Raw genomic sequence first — 13602 nt, 5'->3', positions numbered from 1 at the left:
AACCACTTGCACGCGCGCTCCCGGAGTTCTCAGGCCCGGAGACGACGGAACCCGCCCCCCAGCGGGGAGGCGGGTCGTGTCGGCGGTGCAGCGGCGGAACGTGATCGGGGCGGCTCCGGCGCGGCGGATCAGGCGGCGGGCTCGGCGCGGCGCAGCGGGACGGCGGCGTTGCTCGTCGGCTCGGGCACGATGCGGAGGCCGGCGCCGCTGTTGGCGCGCTCCATGAGGGCCTCGACCCACTCCGGGTTGATCGTGGGCTGGCGGCTGCCCTTGAACTCGAACTGGATCGGGATGGTCGGGTGCATCCACACGCCGCGGCGGCCGGTGCCGGCCTGGGGGCTCGCGTCGAGGGTGAGCAGGAATCGCTCGTCGCGACGGAACTTGTTGATGATGACGATCTGGAGGTGGGCGAGGGCGCGGTCCTCGACCTCGATGGCTGCGGGGGGAGTGCCGTACAGGATGTTGCCCATGGTGTGCTCCGATCTGACATGCGAGTGGCTGACGTCCGTCACTCTATATCGCTAGAAAGACTTCCTACTAGTTGAGCTAGCTATTTACGTCGCGGACTGCGTTTTCTGTCCATCGCCGCCGGACGCCTCGATTCTCCGTCGGATCCGGGGCGCGGCAGAAGACCCTCGGAGTGAACTCCCGGGGACGCACGGCCGACGCCGGTCAGGCGCGGCGCTGCTCCAGCACGCCGTCGGCGTACTCGCCGATCGGCTCGCCCGCGAGCTCCTGAGCGGCGTCGGCCGTCTCGGAGTCGGCCGGGCGCTCGACGATGTCGCGCATCGTCTGCAGGAAGCGGACGACGGTCCCGGCCTCGGAGGGGCTGAGCGTCTCGGCGGCCTCGAGCATGCGGCGGTGCATCTCGTCGAGCGTCTCGCGCACCTCGCGGTGGGAGGTGGGGGTGGCGACGATGCGGATGGCGCGGCGGTCGCTCGGGTGCGGCTCGCGGAGGACGTGCCCGCTCTTGACCAGGCGGTCGATGAGCACGGTCGTCGAGGCGGAGGAGATGCCGAGGTAGGAGGCCAGGTCCTTCGGGCTGACGTGCACGCCCTTCTGCTGCCGGCGCATGAGGAACTGCACGGCCAGCAGGTCGTTCTCGCCCATGCCCATGGATCCGCGGGTCCGGCGGCGCATCGCGGCCTCCGCCGTGCGGAAGGCGCGCATCGCGGCGAGGACCTCCACCGCTCCGGGCTCGGTCGCCTCACCCGAGAACCAGAAGGCCCCGGGTCGCTTCAGCGTGACCTCGTCCATGCCGAACAGTCTAGACAGTCTCGTAGCAAGAACATCTAGTCAAGCCAACCTCCCCCGGGGTGCTTGCTCGGAAGGGCGCCCGACCACTACGAAGGGACTACTAGTTAGACGAGCTAGAGACTCATTCGCGAAGGGAGCTGACCGTGCTGGACGAACTCGACCGCCTGCAGCCGCTCCCCGCCGACGCCGTGGACCCGCTGGTCGGCTCCACTCTGGCCGCTCGCTACCTCGTGCTCGAGCGGGTGGGGGAGGGCGGCAGCGCCGTCGTCTACCGCGCCCGCGACCTCCGCCTCGCCCGCCAGGTCGCTGTCAAGGTCCACCGCGACGTGCCGGACACCCCCAACGAGCGGGCGCGCCGCGAGCGCGAGGTCCGCTTCCTGATCGACTCGCGCCACGCCTCAGTGGTGGACGTCCTCGACCAGGGCGAGATCCCCGGCGAGGAAGGCGACCTCGCGTTCCTCGTCCTCGAGTACTTCGACCGCAGCGACCCGGCGGCCGACTGGTTCGGCTCCGGCGACCAGCAGCTCATCGCGGAGGTCGGCGCCCAGGTGGCCGATGCTCTCGCGCACCTGCACGCGCAGGGCGTCCTGCACCGCGACGTGAAGCCCGAGAACGTCCTCGTCCGCTCGCGCGCCACCGCATCCGGCTTCTCCGCGCACGAGGCCAAGCTCAGCGACTTCGGGATCGCCCGCTCGGTCGACGACGCCCGGCTGACCCGCTCCGACGTGCTGGTCGGCACTGCCGCGTACCTCAGTCCCGAGAGCCTCGGCTCCGGCCCGGTCGGACCGGCCTCCGACGTCTACTCGCTCGGGCTGGTCCTGCTCGAGGCCGTCTCGGGCCGCAGGGCCTACACCGGCACGACGCTCGAGATCTCGATCCAGCGCCTCCACCACGCGCCCGTCGTCCCCGAGTCGGTCCCGGCGGAGTGGCGCGAGCTCCTCACCGCGATGACCGCTCTCGACCCCGCCGACCGCCCCTCCGCCGAGGACGTGGCGCGCCGTCTCTGGGTGCGCCTGGCCGTCGGACCCGCGGCGTCCGCCCCCCGCAGCGGAGTGACCGGCACGCTCGCGCTCGTCGTCGCAGGCGTGGTCGGAGCGGTGTCGGCCCTCTCGCTCACCGGCGCGCTGGGCTGAGGCCTGCCGGCTCACGCGCCGCTCAGCTTCTTCGCGACCGCGCTCCCGTAGGCTCCCGGCGACCCTCGACCGACCCCGAGCCGCGTCGCCGCGGACCGAACGGAGCCGTTCCATGAGCCCGCGCCGCCTCTTCCGCCTGCTGTCGATCGTCGAGGCGGTGACCTGGACGCTCCTGATCGTCGGGATGCTGCTGAAGTACGCGGCCGGAGCCGGCGACTGGCCGGTGAGCGTCGCCGGGCCGATCCACGGGTTCGCGTTCCTCGCCTACGGAGCCGCGGCCCTGGTGCTCGCGGTCAACCAGCGGTGGTCGGCGGGCGCGACGGCGCTCGCCGTCGTCAGTGCGGTCGTGCCCTACGCGACGGTCCCGCTGGAGCGCGGCTTCGAGCGCCGCGGTCTGCTGGAGGGGCCCTGGCGGACGCACGCCACCGACGACCCGCGCGACCGGCGCGTGACGAGCCGGCTCCTCCGCTGGGCGCTCGCGCGGCCCGTGCTCGCCGGAGCGCTGGTGCTGGCCCTGGTCGCCGTGGTCTTCGCGGCGCTGCTGGTGATCGGCCCGCCCGGGGGCGGCGAGGCCTAGCCCCCTTCGCGAGGCGCCTCAGACGGGGCGCGTCTCCGCGTCGATGAGGATCTCGGCGGCGCGGCGCGCGTGCAGGGCGGCTTCGGGGGTTCCGGCGATGGCCGCGGTGGTCTGAGCGCCCTCGGCGAGGATCGCGAGCTGCGCGGCGAGCTCGGCGCCGCCTCCCGCCTCCCCCGCGAGGGTCGCGAGGAAGCGCTGGAACGACTCCTTGTGGTCGCGCGCCATCTCGGCGACCATCGGGTTCGACGAGCCGAGCTCTCCGAAGGCGTTGATGAAGCCGCAGCCGCGGAACGAGTCCTCGGAGAACCAGTCGAACAGGAAGTCGTAGATCGCGAGCAGCTTGTCGCGGGGTCCGTCCGCCGCGGCGACCCGGGTGGTCACGCCGAGGGTCCACTGCTCGTGCCGGCCGTGCAGCACGGCGACGACCACCGACTCCTTGCTCGGGAACTCCGAGTAGAGGCGCTTCAGCGAGACGCCCGCGGCCGTGCGGAGCTCGTCCATCCCGACGGACTGGATGCCGCGCTCGTAGTAGAGCCGGTCGGCGGCCGAGAGGATCGCCTCGCGGGGAGGGCGCTCGTCGAGGATCGGGGACATCCCTCCATGGTAGGCGGTACCAGAACGCGCGTTCTCGGCCGGAGGCCGCGCTCTCCGCAGGGGGTCCGGGGCCGGGTGCTGCTGCTAGCGTCGCGCTCGGGCGCGCGGGCGCCCGGGAACGGGAGGCGGGCTCATGGTCGTCGCGATGCAGGCCGAGGGATTCGACGGGCCGGAGGCGCTGCGCGCCGTCGAGGTCGATCCGGGGGAGCCGGGCCCCGGCAGGGTGCGGATCGCGGTGCGCGCCGCGGGCGTGAACCCGGCCGACGCGAAGCTCCTGCGCGGGATGTTCGGGCGCGGGCGGGTGCCGGTCCGGCCGGGCAGCGAGATCGCCGGAGTCGTGACCGCGGTCGGCGAGGGAGCCGAGGGACTGCTCGGCCCGATCCGCGTCGGCGACGAGGTCGTGGCGTTCCGGGTCTCCGGCGGCTACTCCGCCGAGCTGGTCGCGCCCGCGAGCGCGGTCCTGCCCAAGCCCGCCGGACTCGGCTGGGCGGCGGCCTCGGGCCTGCTGCTGGCCGGGACGACCGCCGAGCACCTCGTCGAGGCCACCCGCGTCCGGTCCGGGGACACTGTCCTGGTGCATGGGGCGAGCGGAGCAGTCGGCTCGCTCGCCGTGCAGCTCGCGGTCGCCCGCGGAGCGCGGGTGCTGGGCACCACGAGCGAGCGCGGCGAGGAGGTCGTCCGCCGCTTCGGCGCGGAGCCGCTCCGCTACGGCGCCGGGCTGGAGGAGCGCGTGCGTGCCGTCGCTCCCGGCGGCGTCGACGTCGCGCTGGACACGGCGGGCACCGATGAGGCGCTGGACGCCTCCGTGGCGCTCGTCGCCGACCGCTCGCGCATCGCCACCGTCGCCGGCTTCGAGCACGCGGCCCGCCTCGGCGGGATCCTGATGCTCGGCGGCGGACCGGGAGCGGATCCCGGAACCGCACTCCGCGACGCCGCCCGGGCGGGCCTGCTCGAGCGCGCCGGTCGCGGGGAGCTCGAGGTCGTGCTCGGGCCCTCCTTCGCGCTGACCGAGGCGGCCGCCGCGCTCGCCCTCGTCGAGTCGGGCCGCGCGCGCGGCAAGATGGTGCTGCTCCCCTGAACGAGACGTCCTCCCTCGATCTGCCGGCCCTCGGGCCCTTCGACTCCGCCGGCGCCGCGAGCCTCCTCCGCAACCACGCCCTCCCCGGAGTGGAGCGGGTCTCGGCCGACGGCCGGCGGCTGGAGCGCCTGCTCACCCTCGCCGGGGCGCCGCGGCCGATCGCACTCGAGGTGACGGAGACCGGGCTGCGGGTGGAGGCGGAGCCGGACGTGCTGACGGCGGCGGCGGCGGTCGTCCGCGCCTGGTTCGACCTCGACTCCGACGTGGTGGCGATCGGCGCCGAGCTCTCGCGGGACCCGCTGCTCGCCCGCTCCGTCGCAGCCCGTCCGGGGCTGCGGGCGACGCAGTACCCGGAGGCGTTCGAGGCGGCGGTCATGGCGGTCCTCGGCCAGCAGGTGTCGGTCGCCGCGGCCCGGACCTTCGGCGGGCGGACAGCCACGGCCTTCGGCTCCCCGGGCGAGCGCGGTCTGCTGGCGTTCCCGGCACCCGCCGCCCTGCTCGCTCCGGAGTTCGAGGCGCTGCGCTCGGCGATCGGGATCACCAACGCCCGAGCGCGGACGGTGCGCGCCGTCGCCGAGGCCTTCGCCGCCGGGCCCGTGCTCGACCGCGCGGGCGACCTGCCGGAGCAGCGGCGCGCGCTCCTCGCGATCCCGGGCATCGGGCCGTGGACGGCCGACTACCTCGCGCTCCGCTTCCTCGGCGATCCGGACGCGTTCCCCGCCGGCGACCTGGTGCTGCGGAAGGCGCTCGGCCGGGTGAGCACGGCGGAGGCGGAGGCGGCGTCGCAGGCGTGGCGGCCGCACCGGGCGCACGCGGCGTTCCACCTCTGGGCGAGCACCGGAGCGGTCTGAGCGGACGGACGACCCGGGCTGAGAGGCCGCGCCGGGTGTCGCGGACCGGAACGACCCGGACGGATCAGGTCAGGTACTCGACGTCGTCGTACAGGATCGGCGCGTCCTCCACGTCCGGATCTTCGACCGGAACGTCCTCGTGCTCGAGGATGACCGCGACGCCGGGCGAGACCAGCACGCAGACCTCGCGCTCGCCGGCGACCGTGAAGCTCACCATGTCGCCGCGGTTGCGCACGGCCTCGACCAGGCGCTTCTCGAGCTCCTCGGTGTCGAGGGAGACGGCGAGGAGGAAGCGGCGGCCGTCGATGCTGAGCGTGGTGCGCCGCATGGTCGCCTCGGGCTCGGGGGGAGTGCCGCGTCCGCCGCGGCCCGGCGTGACCGCCTTGACCCGCAGCGACGAGGCGTGCATCCGGATGACGGCGTTCACGAGCCCGCCTCCGGGCGCGACTCGTGGTGGCGGCGGCCGCCGGAGCGGCGGTCCTCCTTCATCTCGGACTCGAAGAGGTGGCGGCGTCCGCCGGCGAGCTCGTCGCGCGCGGCGCGCTCCTGCTCGCGGAACGCGGCGTAGTAGGTGTCGTCGTAGTCCTCGACGATCTGGAAGGTCCAGCGCCCCTCGATGACGTTGCGGCCGACGAGCTCGGCCTCGATCCGCTCGGCGGTCGCGGCGTGGCCTGCCTCGCGCAGCGCGTCGACGGCCTCGCCCAGAGCGAGGTCGGCCGCGCCGGTGAGCCGGTGGAAGCCGTAGAGCAGACCGCGGGCGTGCTCGACGGTCTCGAGCGCCTCCGAGAGCTTCCCGAGCGCCGCCACGGTGGCGTCGTCGAGACCCTCCGGGCGCAGGTGCGCGGAGTCGGGGTGGTCGTGTGAGCTGCTCATCCAGGTGAGCTTAGGCCGACCTAAATGCTCTGTGACCCCCTTGCGCCGCGGCCGGGAACCGTTCGCGCCCTCACTGGCAGGGCGTTCAGGTGCACGTCCCGCAGGGCGCCGTCGTCCGCCGTGGCGGTCAGGAAGGTGCAGGCCGGCCGGCGCCGCCGATCCGTCGGGGAGCCCGGGTTGAGCAGGCGGAGACCCGCCGGAGAGACGGTGTCCCAGGGGATGTGGCTGTGCCCGAAGACGAGCACGTCCGCGCCCGGATGGGCGGCGTCGGCGCGGATCTCGCGGCCGGTCGCCGCTCCGGTCTCATGGACCACGCGGACGTCGAGGCCGGCGATGCGGGCGCGCGCGACCTCGGGCAGGCGGGCGCGTAGCGGCTCCGGATCGTTGTTGCCCCACACTGCCAGCAGGAGCGCCGCCCGCTCCTCCAGCGCGTCCAGCGTCGCCTCGTCGACCCAGTCGCCCGCGTGCACGACCAGGTCGGCCTCGTCGACCGCGCGCCACACCTCGTCCGGGAGGGCCTTCGCCCGCTTCGGGAGGTGCGTGTCGGCGAGCAGGAGGAGGCGGACCGGACCGTCGACCTCCGGCGGAGCGCCGTCGGGGCCGGGCTGGAGCAGGGGCATCAGCGGGCGGGGCCGGGCGTCGGCTCCACTCCGCCGTCGGCGCCGGGCTCGGTCGCAGTGCCGGAGCTGCGGAGGCGGGCGTCGAGCGCCTCGAGGTCGGCCGCGAACCAGAGGTGGTCGCCGCGGTTCGACTCGACGACGAAGGCCTGCAGCGCGCTCGACTCCGCCACCGGTCCGCTGACGTCGCCGAGGATCACCAGCCGCTTGCCGTACGACACGGACTTCTGCACGAACTCCCCGGCGATCCCGGAGCGCAGGCGGAGGAACTCGGGGTCCAGCCGGCCGACGGGCACCACGATCGTCTCGACGTCGCTCCCGTAGGTCTCGCCGATCAGTGCGATCGCATCGTCCGGGGTCGAGAGCGCGGCCCCGTCGTCGTCGACGAGCAGGAGGGGGACGCCCTGGCGGGTCTCGGTTCTCATCGGCCCAGCCAATCACGTCGGCCCGGGAGAGGCGAGCGGCGCCGTCCGGGCCTCCGCTCGGGGCGTCCACTCCCGGGCCGGCCGTGCTCGCGGGGACACGCCGATCAGGCGTCCGGACGGGCTGCCCGCGCCGCCGCTACGAGCCCGGCAGCTCGACGCGGCGCTGGAAGCCCACGTGCGAGTCGACGAAGCCCAGGCGCACGGAGAAGCGGTGGGCGTCGGCGCGGGCGGCGTCCGAGGTCAGCTGGACGAGCGGCGTGCGGAGCTCGATCGCAGCGACGTCCAGCACCCAGCGCATCAGGGCCGTGCCGATCCCCGCCGACCGCTCGGCGCTCGCCACCCGGACCGCTTCGACGAGCAAGCGGGAGCTGCCGCGGCGCGCCATTCCGGGGATCACGGTCAGCTGCAGCGTGCCCACCACGGCTCCGGCGCCGTCCACCGCGACCACGAGGTCGTTGCCCGGGTCCTGCGCGATGCTCCGGAAGGCGGACTCGTCGGCGGCCTCGTCCTCCTCGGCGGCGACGTCTCCGCGCCCGGCGCTGATCGGGTCGTCGGAGAGGAGCCGGACGAGCGCGGGGAGGTCGTCGAGGACCGCCCGCCGGAGGAGGAGGCTCCTCTCCCCGGGGCCGGCGTCGCGGGGGAGGGTCAGGTCGGCGATCATCCCCTCATCCTCCCGCTGCTCCACTCCGGGTGCAGCCGTTCGGACGCCGGCAGCACGCGGCTGAGAGCGGTCGGCGGATCCTGGTGGCCGGTCCGCACGTCCACGCGGCGCACTCCGCAGTCGACGCAGCGGATGTACACGACGGCGCCCTCGCTGGTCCGGTGCGCCGACTCGGTCGTCCAGCCGTGCTCGTGCGGATCCACGGCGGGCGCCGTGCCGGGACGAGGGGAGGGGGAGGAGGTGAGCATGAGGCCACTGTGCTGTCATGGTCTTATGCAGCTCAACCCTTACGGCGAGTACGCGGTCCTGCTCGCCGCCTCCCTCGCGAACGACTGGCCGTCCGACCGCGAGGGCATCGAGGCGCGAACGCGCGATTTCGGCATGACGATGGCCTTCGAGTCCGGCCCGGACGACCACGCCAGGACACGCGACGTGATCGACGAGTGGCTGGACGTGGTCGACGCGCCGACTCCGAGCGACCGGGCGACGTCGCTGAACCGCCAGATGGCCGCGATCGCCGCGTACCCGCGCCTGACCGACCACGACGACGAGGGCTGGCACCTGCACTACCGCGACCAGGACCAGTCGCTGGCGCACGTCCTCCACGCCGTCATCGCGGTGGGCACGGCGCTGCACCTGACGACCCGGGGGATGAGCCGCCTCCTGCGGTGCGAGGCCGGTCGGGCGCCGGGAGACCACTGCAGGAACGTCGTCGTCGACGTGACGCGGAACGGCCGGCAGCGGTACTGCTCCGTCCGCTGCGCGAACCGGGCCGCGGTCCGGCGGCACCGCCTGCGCCACGCGGAGTGACCCCCCGGCAATTCGCACCGCCTGCGCCACGCGGAAGGACCTTCCCGGCCCTGTCGCACCGCCTGCGCCACGCGGAGCCGCTCCGTCACTCCTTCGCGTCGCCGCCCGGCTTCATCCAGAACGGGGAGTAGTGGTACCCGTCGAGGTCGTCGAACTGGCGCTGGTACATGAACGGGTAGTCGTCGGTGTCGCCGATCCGGCCGCCCGCGGCGGCGGCCCGCTCGACGAGCTCGTCGACGGCCTCACGGCTGTCGAGGTCGAACGAGACGGTCACCTTCGAGGGGGTGCCGGGGGCGCCGATCAGCTCCTCGGTGGCGCCGACGCTCTCGTACATCGCGCGGCTCGCGAGCATGACCGACGTGTCGGAGCTGATCGCGAAGCAGGACACGTCCTCGCGGGACATCTCGGCGTTCAGCGTCCAGCCGAGCGCGGTGTAGAAGGCGGTGGCGCGCTCGACGTCGTCGACCGGGCAGCTGATGAAGAGGCTCATGCGCTCACCCTCGCGATCCGCGGGCGGGCCGTCAAGAGCGCCGGGAGGCGACGTCGGACGGCCCAGCGGGACTCAGCGGAACGAGCGCAGCCGCAGGCTGTTCAGCACCACGAAGACGCTCGAGAACGCCATCGCGGCGCCGGCGACCAGCGGCCCGAGGAGTCCGGCCATCGCGAGCGGGATCGCGGCCACGTTGTAGGCGAAGGCCCAGAAGAGGTTGCCCCGGATGACCGCGAGGGTGCGGCGCCCGAGGCGCAGGGCGTCGGGCACCCGGCCGAGGTCGTCGCCGACGAGCGTGATGTCGCTCGCCTCGATCGCCGCGTCCGATCCGGCGCCCATCGCGATCCCCACGTCGGCGGCGGCCAGCGCTGCGGCGTCGTTCACGCCGTCGCCGACGAAGGCGACGTGCCGGCCCTCCGCCCGCAGCCGCTCGATCACGGCGAGCTTCTCCTCCGGCAGCACCTCGGCGACGACCTCGTCGATGCCGACGGCCGAGGCGACGGCCTGTGCCGCACGCGGGTTGTCGCCGGTCAGCACCAGGACCCGGAGGCCCCGCTCGCGCAGGGCGCGGACGGTGCAGGACGCCTCCGGCCTCGGCTCGTCGCGGAGGACCGCGAAGCCGCGCAGCGCTCCCTCCCAGCCGACGCCGACCACGGTGCCGCCCTCGGCGGTCGCGCGCTCGGCGCGCTCGGCGAGAGCGCCCGGCGCGAAGCCCCACTGCTCCTCCAGCCAGCGCAGCCGGCCGGCGACGACCAGGCGGCCCTCGACCCGGGCACGCACGCCGAACCCGGTGCTGGAGCGGAACCCGGTCGCCTCGGGGACGTCGAGGTGCGCGGCCCCGGCCACGATCGCCGCGGCGAGCGGATGCTCCGACCCGCGCTCGACGGCGGCGAGCATCCGCAGACTCTCGTCGTCGCTGGACTCGACGACCTGGAAGGCGCCGGTGGTGAGCGTGCCGGTCTTGTCGAGCACGACGGTGTCGATGCGGCGCCCGGCCTCGAGCACCTCCGGCCCGCGGAGGAGGATCCCGAGCTGGGATCCGCGGCCGGTGCCGACGAGGACGGCGGTCGGGGTGGCCAGGCCCAGCGCGCACGGGCACGCGACGACGAGGACGGCGACGGCGGGCGAGACGGCGGCGGCGAGGTCGGCGCCGGCGATCAGCCAGCCGGCGAGGGTGGCCAGAGCGAGCACCACCACGACCGGCACGAAGACGGAGGAGACGCGGTCGGCGAGCCGCTGGACGCGCGCCTTGCCGGCCTGGGCGTCCGAGACGAGGCGGCCCATCCGCGCGAGCGTGGTCGCGGAGCCGACGCGGTCGACGCGGACGGTGAGCAGGCCGTGCGCGTTGAGCACTCCGCCGGTCACGGTAGAGCCGGGGCCGACCTCGACCGGCACGCTCTCGCCGGTGAGCATGCTCGCGTCGATCGCGCTCGAGCCCTCGAGCACGGTGCCGTCGGCGGCGACGGTCTCGCCGGGGCGCACGCGGAGGACATCGCCGACGGCGAGCGAGGACGCGGGCACGCGCTCCTCCTGTCCGTCGGCGGCGACGCGCACGGCGTCCTTCGCGCCGAGGCGGAGGAGCGCCCGGAGCGCCGCACCGGCGTCGCGCTTCGACCGCGCCTCCAGGTAGCGGCCGGCCAGCACGAGGACGGGGACGGCGGCGGCGACCTCGAGATAGATCTCGTCGTGGCCGGAGCGGCTGCCCAGCAGCTCGAAGGGCATGCTCATGCCGGGCCGCCCGGCGTCGCCGAGGAACAGAGCCCAGACCGACCAGGCGAAGGAGGCGTTGACGCCCAGGCTGATCAGGGTGTCCATGGTGGTCGAGCCGTGCCGCAGCGCCCGCCAGGCGTTGCGGTGGAAGGGGAGCGCGCCCCAGACCGCGACCGGTGAGGCGAGGGCGAGGGCGAGCCACTGCCAGTTCGCGAACTGCAGCGGCGGGATCATCGAGAGCAGGACCACCGGCACGGCGAGCAGGGCGGAGACGCGGAGCCGGGTGCGCAGGGCGCGCCGCTCGCGGTCGTCGTCGCTCTGCTCCTCCTGCTCCTCCTGCTCCTCCGCGGGAGCCGCCTCGCCGGTGGAGGGGACCGTCGCGCGGTAGCCCGCGGCCTCGACGGCGGCGATCGCGTCGGCCGGAGTCGTGCCGGGCGGGAGGGTCAGCGTCGCGCGCTCGAGGGCGAGGTTGACGGTCGCGTGGACGCCGGGGAGCGCGTCGAGGCGCTTCTCGACCCGCGCGACGCAGGAGGCGCAGGTCATCCCTCCGATGGCGAGCTCGAGCGGGGTGCCGGTGGTCTCGGGCATCTCAGCTCAGGGGAGCGAGGCGGTAGCCCGCGTCGGCGACGGCGGCGGCGATCTCCTCGCGGCCGAGCGGCCGGGAGGAGCCGACCGTGACGGTCGAGACCCCGTCGGGGGCGAGCGACACGTCGACCGCCGAGACCTCGGGGTAGGCGGCGAGCTCCTCGGTGACGCTGCGGACGCAGTGCTCGCACGTCATGCCCGCGACGCCGAAGCTCTGCACGGACGCGGCCGACAGGGAGCCCTGCGCCGCGTGGCCGGAGTCGGAGCGGTCAGCGCCTCCGTGGCCGCCGCACGCGCAGGCGCCGCCTCCGCCGCAGCCGCAGCCTCCCGTCGATCCGCTCGCGGTCAGGCCGAGGTCGATCCTGGTGCTCATGGGTCCTCCTGTGTCGTGCGTCCGGTCCGATCCGATCGATCGGCCCGGTGGGCGTCCGGTCGGCACGCCCGTCACGGCATACCCCCGGGGGGTACTCCATCGTAAGCCCGCCGGGCGCTCTCGGCAAGGCGGGAGGGCGGAGGAGGGATGATCTCAGGGGCGGCTCGGAGCCGCGCGAGGAGGGAGGGGCGCATGGATCCCGCATCGACGCCGCACTGGGGCGAGCCCCCGCCGCGCACGCCGCCGACGGTCCCGCTGCCCCCGCGCACGCGGTTCGAGCCGACCGCGCTGCTCGCCGCGCCCCTGCCCGCCCCGGCCGCCGTCCGGGCCCGGGTCCGCCAGGCCGCCCCGGAGCGGCAGCGCCGGCTGGCGGCGCTCGCCGCGGTCACCGAGGGGTTCGCCGTCCTGCGCACTCCCGAGCTCGACCGGGCGCTGCGCCGGATCGCGGCACCCGCCTCCGCCGCTCCGGCCGCCGCCGCCGCGGTGCTCGCCGTCGGCCGCGACGGACTCGAGCTCGCCGCCGAGCACGCGGACGCCCTGCGCATCGCCGGATGGGACCGGATCGTCTCGGTGGGCGTCGGCACCTCGCCCTCGGGAGCCCACCGGGTCCGTGCGCTGGTCCTGGCGGTCCTCGCCCCGCCGCCCGCCTCCGCCGTCCTCCGAGCGGCCAGGCGGCGCCCGCGCACCGTCCTCGTGCCCCTGGTCGTCGCCGCACCGGCCGCCCTCGGCTGGCGCGTGGCCGACGACCGCACGTTCCTCCTCGCTCTCGACCGCCTCCAGCGCGCCCTCGAGGAGCGTGCCCGGTGAGGGTGCGGCTCCGCTTCGCGATCGCGGCCGTCGCCGTGCTCGGCCTGGGCCTGGCGCTGCGGTTCGTGCTGACGGGGCTGCTCGCGGACCTCGCCGGCGGAGTGGCCTACGTCGTGCTGGTGGCGCTGCTGATCGCGGTGCTCCTGCCCCGCATCCCGGGCGTGACGGCTGCCGGGATCGCGCTGGCCTGGTCGATCGCGATGGAGCAGCTGCAGGCGATCGGAGTCGCGTCGCGCCTGGTCGAGCTGTGGGCGCCGCTCCGCCTCGTCGTCGGCGCCACCTTCTCCTGGCTCGACATCGCCGCCTACGTCGTCGGCGCGGTCGTCGCTGCGGCCGTGCACCTCGCCGTCGCCCCGCGCGAGAGTCCCGCGTGACGCGCGCCTCCGCCCCCGCGCCCCTGATTAGGGTGAAGCCATGAGCGAGCCGGCACTTTCCGAGACGACGGCCCCGCGGGCCTCGGCCCCGCACGACCACCGCCGCGACCGGCGCATCCCCGAGCCGGTCGACCGGTTCGCCACCGGCGAGGAGTACCCCGAGTACCGCGTCGACCTCGAGCGGATCCGCTTCTCGCCGTACTTCGCCCGCCTCTCCGCGGTGACCCAGGTCATCTCGCCCTCGGGCGTCGGGCAGGTCGTGCACAATCGGCTCACGCACTCGATCAAGGTCACCGCGGTCGCTCGGGCGATCGCGATGCAGCTGACCACGACCGATCCCGCTCAGCGCGAGCTGGTCGAGCGGCTCGGCGGCTGCGACCCGGTGGT

Annotated in this window: 19 protein-coding genes and 1 pseudogene; 8 read left to right on the top strand and 12 right to left on the bottom strand. The window is 74.8% G+C overall.

Features of this window, described 5'->3' with window-relative positions; translation table 11 throughout:
* Positions 1 to 128: 128 nt before the first annotated feature.
* Both C5C24_RS13285 and C5C24_RS13280 read right to left on the bottom strand, forming a co-directional pair.
* Positions 129 to 470 (bottom strand): ATP-dependent DNA ligase, encoded by a 342-nt coding sequence (locus C5C24_RS13285; RefSeq protein ID WP_104224199.1) that lies wholly within the window; start codon positions 468 to 470, stop codon positions 129 to 131.
* Between the two features lie 202 nt (positions 471 to 672).
* Positions 673 to 1257: a MarR family winged helix-turn-helix transcriptional regulator gene (locus tag C5C24_RS13280; protein ID WP_104276603.1), complete on the bottom strand. Its 585-nt coding sequence runs from the start codon at positions 1255 to 1257 to the stop codon at positions 673 to 675.
* A 143-nt stretch (positions 1258 to 1400) separates the two neighbouring features.
* Here C5C24_RS13280 and C5C24_RS13275 point away from each other — a divergent pair, with 143 nt between their 5' ends.
* Both C5C24_RS13275 and C5C24_RS13270 read left to right on the top strand, forming a co-directional pair.
* Positions 1401 to 2390, top strand: a complete 990-nt coding sequence (locus C5C24_RS13275) for a serine/threonine-protein kinase (protein WP_181135537.1) — start codon at positions 1401 to 1403, stop codon at positions 2388 to 2390.
* Positions 2391 to 2502: 112 nt separating this feature from the next.
* Entirely contained in the window at positions 2503 to 2967 is a 465-nt protein-coding gene (locus C5C24_RS13270) for a DUF3817 domain-containing protein (RefSeq protein ID WP_104276605.1), read from the top strand.
* Positions 2968 to 2985: 18 nt separating this feature from the next.
* Here the strand turns inward: C5C24_RS13270 and C5C24_RS13265 are convergent, their stop codons facing one another.
* A complete protein-coding gene (locus C5C24_RS13265) occupies positions 2986 to 3561 on the bottom strand; it encodes a TetR/AcrR family transcriptional regulator (RefSeq protein WP_104305184.1) in 576 nt (191 codons plus the stop codon).
* 133 nt (positions 3562 to 3694) lie between these two features.
* Between C5C24_RS13265 and C5C24_RS13260 the strand changes: the two genes are divergently transcribed.
* Complete coding sequence (locus C5C24_RS13260) at positions 3695 to 4639, top strand: NADP-dependent oxidoreductase (protein ID WP_258065243.1); 945 nt, start codon at positions 3695 to 3697, stop codon at positions 4637 to 4639.
* Positions 4636 to 5490 (top strand): AlkA N-terminal domain-containing protein, encoded by an 855-nt coding sequence (locus C5C24_RS13255; protein WP_308470834.1) that lies wholly within the window; start codon positions 4636 to 4638, stop codon positions 5488 to 5490. The genes C5C24_RS13260 and C5C24_RS13255 overlap by 4 nt, the downstream gene beginning before the upstream one ends.
* 64 nt (positions 5491 to 5554) lie before the next feature.
* On the opposite strand, the gene C5C24_RS13250 is transcribed toward C5C24_RS13255, so the two are convergent.
* From C5C24_RS13250 to C5C24_RS13225, 6 genes are all read right to left on the bottom strand, one after another.
* On the bottom strand, positions 5555 to 5917 hold the full coding sequence (locus C5C24_RS13250) for a hypothetical protein (RefSeq protein WP_104280964.1): 363 nt from the start codon (positions 5915 to 5917) through the stop codon (positions 5555 to 5557).
* Entirely contained in the window at positions 5914 to 6363 is a 450-nt protein-coding gene (locus tag C5C24_RS13245) for a hypothetical protein (RefSeq protein WP_104224173.1), read from the bottom strand. Before C5C24_RS13245 ends, C5C24_RS13250 begins: the two co-directional genes overlap by 4 nt.
* Before the next feature lie 20 nt (positions 6364 to 6383).
* Positions 6384 to 6983 carry a metallophosphoesterase gene (locus C5C24_RS13240; RefSeq protein ID WP_104305183.1) on the bottom strand — a complete coding sequence of 200 codons (600 nt, stop codon included), beginning with the start codon at positions 6981 to 6983 and terminating at the stop codon, positions 6384 to 6386.
* Entirely contained in the window at positions 6983 to 7405 is a 423-nt protein-coding gene (locus C5C24_RS13235) for a DUF4180 domain-containing protein (RefSeq protein ID WP_104276611.1), read from the bottom strand. The genes C5C24_RS13240 and C5C24_RS13235 overlap by 1 nt, the downstream gene beginning before the upstream one ends.
* 136 nt (positions 7406 to 7541) lie before the next feature.
* Positions 7542 to 8066: a GNAT family N-acetyltransferase gene (locus C5C24_RS13230; protein WP_104305182.1), complete on the bottom strand. Its 525-nt coding sequence runs from the start codon at positions 8064 to 8066 to the stop codon at positions 7542 to 7544.
* Positions 8063 to 8314 (bottom strand): hypothetical protein, encoded by a 252-nt coding sequence (locus tag C5C24_RS13225; protein WP_104276613.1) that lies wholly within the window; start codon positions 8312 to 8314, stop codon positions 8063 to 8065. The genes C5C24_RS13230 and C5C24_RS13225 overlap by 4 nt, the downstream gene beginning before the upstream one ends.
* 25 nt (positions 8315 to 8339) lie before the next feature.
* Between C5C24_RS13225 and C5C24_RS13220 the strand changes: the two genes are divergently transcribed.
* Positions 8340 to 8876, top strand: coding sequence for a CGNR zinc finger domain-containing protein (locus C5C24_RS13220; RefSeq protein ID WP_104276614.1), 537 nt, complete (start codon positions 8340 to 8342; stop codon positions 8874 to 8876).
* Positions 8877 to 8961: 85 nt separating this feature from the next.
* On the opposite strand, the gene C5C24_RS13215 is transcribed toward C5C24_RS13220, so the two are convergent.
* The 3 genes from C5C24_RS13215 to C5C24_RS18460 form a co-directional block, all read right to left on the bottom strand.
* The gene (locus tag C5C24_RS13215) at positions 8962 to 9366 is read right to left on the bottom strand and encodes a VOC family protein (RefSeq protein ID WP_104305181.1); all 405 of its coding nucleotides are present in this window, start codon (positions 9364 to 9366) and stop codon (positions 8962 to 8964) included.
* Between the two features lie 72 nt (positions 9367 to 9438).
* The gene (locus tag C5C24_RS13210) at positions 9439 to 11664 is read right to left on the bottom strand and encodes a cation-translocating P-type ATPase (protein ID WP_104305180.1); all 2226 of its coding nucleotides are present in this window, start codon (positions 11662 to 11664) and stop codon (positions 9439 to 9441) included.
* Position 11665: 1 nt separating this feature from the next.
* Positions 11666 to 12034, bottom strand: a complete 369-nt coding sequence (locus tag C5C24_RS18460; RefSeq protein ID WP_104276617.1) for a heavy-metal-associated domain-containing protein — start codon at positions 12032 to 12034, stop codon at positions 11666 to 11668.
* Between the two features lie 192 nt (positions 12035 to 12226).
* Here C5C24_RS18460 and C5C24_RS18040 point away from each other — a divergent pair, with 192 nt between their 5' ends.
* The 3 genes and pseudogenes from C5C24_RS18040 to C5C24_RS18455 all read left to right on the top strand — a co-directional run.
* Positions 12227 to 12841: a hypothetical protein gene (locus C5C24_RS18040; protein WP_181135536.1), complete on the top strand. Its 615-nt coding sequence runs from the start codon at positions 12227 to 12229 to the stop codon at positions 12839 to 12841.
* Positions 12838 to 13215, top strand: coding sequence for a DUF2809 domain-containing protein (locus tag C5C24_RS18035; protein ID WP_181135535.1), 378 nt, complete (start codon positions 12838 to 12840; stop codon positions 13213 to 13215). Before C5C24_RS18040 ends, C5C24_RS18035 begins: the two co-directional genes overlap by 4 nt.
* A 40-nt stretch (positions 13216 to 13255) precedes the next feature.
* A pseudogene (locus C5C24_RS18455) lies at positions 13256 to 13602 on the top strand (phosphodiesterase); the annotation flags it as partial.

The organism is Rathayibacter sp. AY2B3, from assembly GCF_002931755.1.
In the GTDB taxonomy this organism is placed as follows: domain Bacteria; phylum Actinomycetota; class Actinomycetes; order Actinomycetales; family Microbacteriaceae; genus Rathayibacter.
This window is presented reverse-complemented; position numbering and strand designations above follow the sequence as displayed.